The organism is Chitinophaga sp., assembly GCF_036566945.1.
Lineage (GTDB): Bacteria > Bacteroidota > Bacteroidia > Chitinophagales > Chitinophagaceae > Chitinophaga.
This window is the reverse complement of sequence record NZ_DATCVJ010001105.1, coordinates 1-4,950: the sequence shown is the minus strand read 5'-3', so window position 1 is coordinate 4,950 and position 4,950 is coordinate 1. Positions and strand designations below refer to the sequence as shown.

Genomic DNA, 4,950 nt, shown 5'->3' with positions numbered 1-4,950 from the left:
GATTTTTTATTTGTTCATTCCCGGCGGCAAAGCGGAAGTTAGCCCGCTCCGAGCCGCTGGAAAGACTCGCATTCACCCCTCTGATCAGCTGATTGGCGTAGTACAGATCCGTCCAGTTGGCCGGACCATAATACGCCTGGTTAGTAGAGTCACGCAAATAGGCAGGATAGGTAAGTATGTTGTCCAGGCTGGCGTAACGATTATAGTAGGGCTGCCTGAAATCATTTTCGTATCTGGCATTGGTGGTATAGGTATGTGGCTTTTGTGCCATACCGAACCAGGTATTGAACGCAATTTTTCTACCACCGATCACCGGTGCTTTGGTACGGATGGCAATAACGCCGCCGTTGGCGGCACGCGGGCCGTAGATGGCGGCGGCAGCGTAATCTTTCAACACCTCGATAGACGCGATGTTGTTGGGATCGATGGCCGACAATAGGTTGGTAGCGGGGCCGATGCGGTTGTAATCGTACTGTTGTATATCAAACGCAAAGGGGTGATCCATGATGAGCGGAATGCCATCAAGCACCACCAGTGGCTGGGCATCGTATACATCTTTATGTGAAGTAAGCGGAATGGCGGTACCGCGTATCATCATGCCCATTTCGGTGCCGGGTTCACCACTGGGTTCCTGGATATATACACCGGCTACTTCTCCTTTCAGCATTTGCTGGAGGGAAGAATAGGGATAAATAGCTGCTTTATTGACATCGATGCTGTTGTTGCGGAAGCTGCCGAATTTCACAGCGTTAGTATCTACCGGAATCCTGGTTTTACGGATGCTGTCATTTTTCTCCCGCTCACTTAACTTCTTCCCCGTTGTATCTTTTGGAATCCCGTAGCGGGAGGCGGGGGCGTATCCGGATAGTTCCGGTGCCTTCCCATTTTCAGCCGCTGCTATTTCAGTGGCAAAGCAACTGATCAGAAAACCTATTACACAGCGTCGCATTACGAAATGCATAAACTAATATTTTGTGTATGAGAAATGATATACCATGCCATTGCTGTTATATTACGCCGTAGTGTTACCATGTGGCAGACAATGTGATGCGTAATGTATTTGCCAATGGATGCAAAGGGTCGCCACCGGCAGGTACCAGGTAAGAAAAATCCAGTCCGGCCATCTTATACTTCAGTCCTACTCCTGCGGTCATGTATTTCCGGTTGCCCTTTGTTTTATGTTCGTTGTAATAGCCTGCGCGCAGTGCCAGCAAGTCGCCATACGTATATTCCAGTCCGGTGGAATACATCAGTTCATGCAATTCTTCTTTCATGCCTCCCGGCGCATCGCCGAAAGAGCCGAAGGTGCCGCTGAGTATTCCTTTTTGTCTGAAGTCGGGTACACCGTCTTTGTTGCCATCTACTGTATCTGGTGAAGGCGCCATCAGTTTATTGATATCCAGTGTGAGGGTGAGCGCATTTTTGGCATCCAGCTGATACGTGTATCCGCCGCCGATACCCAGGTTAGCCGGGAGGAAATATTTATCCTGGCTATCGGTGGAGTAGGAAATTTTAGTACCGATGTTAGACATCACGGCGCCAAATCTCCAGGTGCCTTTTTGGTCGCCGTCGTATTCCTTTACCGAAGTGTAGGTAGTACTGAGATCGCCGGCAAAAGCATTGCCCGCTTTGTAGCTGCCTGCACCACCGGCTTTGGCGCCGGAGGCCAGTTTGGAATGGATATAGCGGAAGGCTACGCCCACCGACCAGTGCGTATTTAATTTACGGGTATAACCGGCGTCGAGGGAAAACTCACCGGGGCGTACATTGCCCTGGTCGTTGCCCTGAAAATCTGCCAGCTGTACACTGCCGAGATTAAAGTAACGGAAGCCCACTGCCACGGCCTGATTTTCATCCAGCTTCTTATAGGCCGATATATCGCCTAAATACACATCGCTGGCCATTGACCTTAACCAGGGGGTAAAACTGGCGGAAACACCCCTTTCTGCCCCGGCAAATGGTATTTGTGACAGGTTGAAGAATACTGAATTGGCATCGGGAGATAATGCGATGCCCGCATCCCCAAGCGCCGCACGGCGGGCATCGGGTGTAATACGGAGAAATGGCACCGCGGTGTTGATAGCGTGGGTACGACCATCCGTGGCGCTATAGTCCATTTGCGCCGATGCCCGCTGTTCTGCAAACAACAGGAACATGGCCAGCAGGCCAGCCAGCATCCAGCGGTATGCCACCGGCGCGGGGGATGTAAATTCACCGGGTAGCAACAGCTCCCTTTTTTCCTGATTATAACCTGGATACATCATTTCAAATAATTTATATCGTCATGATACCGTCGCCGTATTCCTGGCTGCCCGTGATCACCTGATTATACATAGTTGTTTATCGCTCAGAATATGTTAGTGAGAAATGATTAGTTTCCCTTTGGCCACTGAACTGCCCGACTGCACTTTTACGAAGTACACGCCATCTGCCAGCGTAGTGGTGTTGATATTGTAATAGGTATATCCGTTGCTGATGACTGTGGTGTTCACTACCGCGCCTTTGCTATCGGTCACCACTACACGAAAACCATCCCGGGTGGTGATCAGGCCGCTCCAGCTGATACGCGCCATATCTGTGGCAGGATTAGGCATAACTGACAGATGCCCTGTTGGCAGCACGGTGCTGATACGCGATGTATCTTTGGCTTCTCCCGAAATAATATAAGTAGCACTGGCCATAGCCGAAGTTTTCATGCCCGACTTCACCGCAATGGCGTTGATGGTAACACTGTCTGTTACCTGAATCAGATTAAAGTAGACCGTACTGTTTTCCGTGGGTGTACTCCCATCGAGGGTATAATAGATCACCGCATCTTTGGTATCGGTAAATAAACCTATCTGCCGTACGCCGTTATAGGAACCGCCGGGGAAACTGAACTGTGGTGTGCTCACCACGGCATCATTATTTCCGATCACATAGGCAGCAGCAGTTACTTTGGAATCAGCGATGCCATTTGCAGTGGCATAAGCTCTCAGCGTAGTGCTGGCCGTTATCTTCACCGGTGCAGTATATACCGGGGAACTGGAGTTCAGCACCTGGTCGCCGGTGGCATAGCGGATAACGGCGCCTGGTGTTCCGCTGCTGATAGCTACCTCCTGGGCGGCGGTATACGTGCCGGCAGGAACATTGAAAACCGGTTGTTCCACGCCCTGCGGAAGAATAGTATAGGTAGCCGCCATCACGGAGGAAGGTGAACGTCCTTCTTTCACGGCAAAAGTGCGGATACGCATGGTGGAGTCTACATGGATACTATCCGTATATAACAATGATGATATAGCAGGTGTGCTGCCGTCTACCGTATAATAAATAGTAGATCCGGGTACGGCTACGGATATCCCTACTTTCACCGGATCACTGTAAATACCTGCGGAAGGCACAAATACAGGATTGGGCAATGCCGGTGGTGTAATACTCAGCAGTGCGGTAGAAACTTCGGACACGTACATATTGTCCATATAGGTGCTGGCTTTCACCGTAGTGGTGGCCGTAAGTTTGATCGTATCTTTTAACGGATCGAATACCGGTGAATTAATAGTAGGGATGGTACCATCGAGCGTGTAGCGGATAACGCCGCCCACGGTGGTGGTACTCAGTGTTACGTTTACATGGTCTTCAAATAAACCGCGGTCCGGTGATATTTTGGGCCTGGCGGCGGCCACTGGTAACACCGCATAAAAATATTCTTCCGGTACCTGCTGTTGTGCAATGCCGGGGCCTGTCCATTTAAAATACATAATATTGGCGCCACCTCCACCTTCAAAAAATTCGATTTCGATCGGGTATAATTTACCGGCTACCAGGTCTGTGCTGCCGTTGAAATCACTACAACAGTTGCCTTTATTGTCCATCACTACTTTTCCACCATCTGCTTCCCGGTTTGCATAATCCTTGATGGTGAATTTAAAACCATCATCCGCATTCGAGTTAAAAGTATAGGTACCTGTTACCGGTACACGGAACAATCCTTTCCAGCGAACCGAAAAGTTATCCTGCGTGATCCGGGGATCAGGAGAATTGTCGCCCCAGTTCATCCAGAAATTTGGATCTACCCTGTTAAATATGAGGGACGTAAAATGTCCGCCTCCGGCAGCATCCTGAAAATAATACCCTACCATACCGCGGGTGGTATCCGGAGGTGCCTTGGTTACATTCATGCGGAAGGCTCCATCATGGGCGGCTGCAGATGTGTGTATGGTGGGAACCATGTAAGCCGCTACGCAAAGGATGATAAACAGAACTTTGTTTAATTGTTTCATATTCAATAATGAATTTTTAATCGGAAGCACTCATTACCCCTTTCTATATTTCCGTACTCCTATTTATATAATTAGCATTCCTAACTATTATTATTTTGAAAACAAACGGCATGACATATCCGATACCTGTATACAGGCAGAAAAAAGTATTAAAAAAGAGATCCTGTTCCGGTATCCGGATGGTGGATACCAGTTAAATAATACACGATGCCGTTAGCATCGGATACACGCTACCTGTTAACTGCTGAAAGTTTTCATGACTATATTTAATTGTGTCTGAATACAATCCGGTGAATGGAACAGGGATAGCATTCCATCCGGACTGGATAATAAATTTTAGTTGATATGTTCGTCAATGCCACACTAATAAGGTTCCTGGGGCGCCACCGCGTACCCAGCAGATAATGCCCGGAAAAAGACACCCGGCCGTCGAGACAAAGCAGTAGCCTGCCAGGACATACCCGGATAATTTTCAGTTGATAATAAATACGCAGCTGATTTGTTCAACTACATTTCAATAAGCGTTCGATTGTATTTTTTTCCAGATGGTCTGATACCTGCTGTTCTTCCGGAACTTGAATCCTGGTTGATAATAGCTAAACGATATGAGACTGGTAAAACCTGCGGAAAAGTGATTGTACAATTGAACCTGAGTAAATGAGAGCAACAAATGCCTGTAACGTGGAAATCG

General features: G+C 48.4%; 3 protein-coding genes. All 3 read right to left on the bottom strand.

Annotated features, from left to right (window positions below; genetic code table 11):
* Positions 1-961, bottom strand: a 961-nt coding sequence (locus VIP81_RS33210) for a TonB-dependent receptor plug domain-containing protein (protein WP_331972495.1), incomplete at its 3' end; no start/stop codon positions are given.
* Positions 962-1,025: 64 nt separating this feature from the next.
* Positions 1,026-2,264 (bottom strand): type IX secretion system outer membrane channel protein PorV, encoded by a 1,239-nt coding sequence (gene porV / locus VIP81_RS33205; RefSeq protein ID WP_331972493.1) that lies wholly within the window; start codon positions 2,262-2,264, stop codon positions 1,026-1,028.
* Positions 2,265-2,357: 93 nt separating this feature from the next.
* A complete protein-coding gene (locus VIP81_RS33200; protein WP_331972491.1) occupies positions 2,358-4,259 on the bottom strand; it encodes a chitobiase/beta-hexosaminidase C-terminal domain-containing protein in 1,902 nt (633 codons plus the stop codon).
* Between the last annotated feature and the right edge of the window lie 691 nt (positions 4,260-4,950).

Bases quoted from the DNA above. Each gene is read 5' to 3' on its own strand.
- porV (WP_331972493.1), bottom strand. From the start codon at position 2,264: ATGATGTATCCAGGTTATAATCAGGAAAAAAGGGAGCTGTTGCTACCC.
- VIP81_RS33200 (WP_331972491.1), bottom strand. From the start codon at position 4,259: ATGAAACAATTAAACAAAGTTCTGTTTATCATCCTTTGCGTAGCGGCT.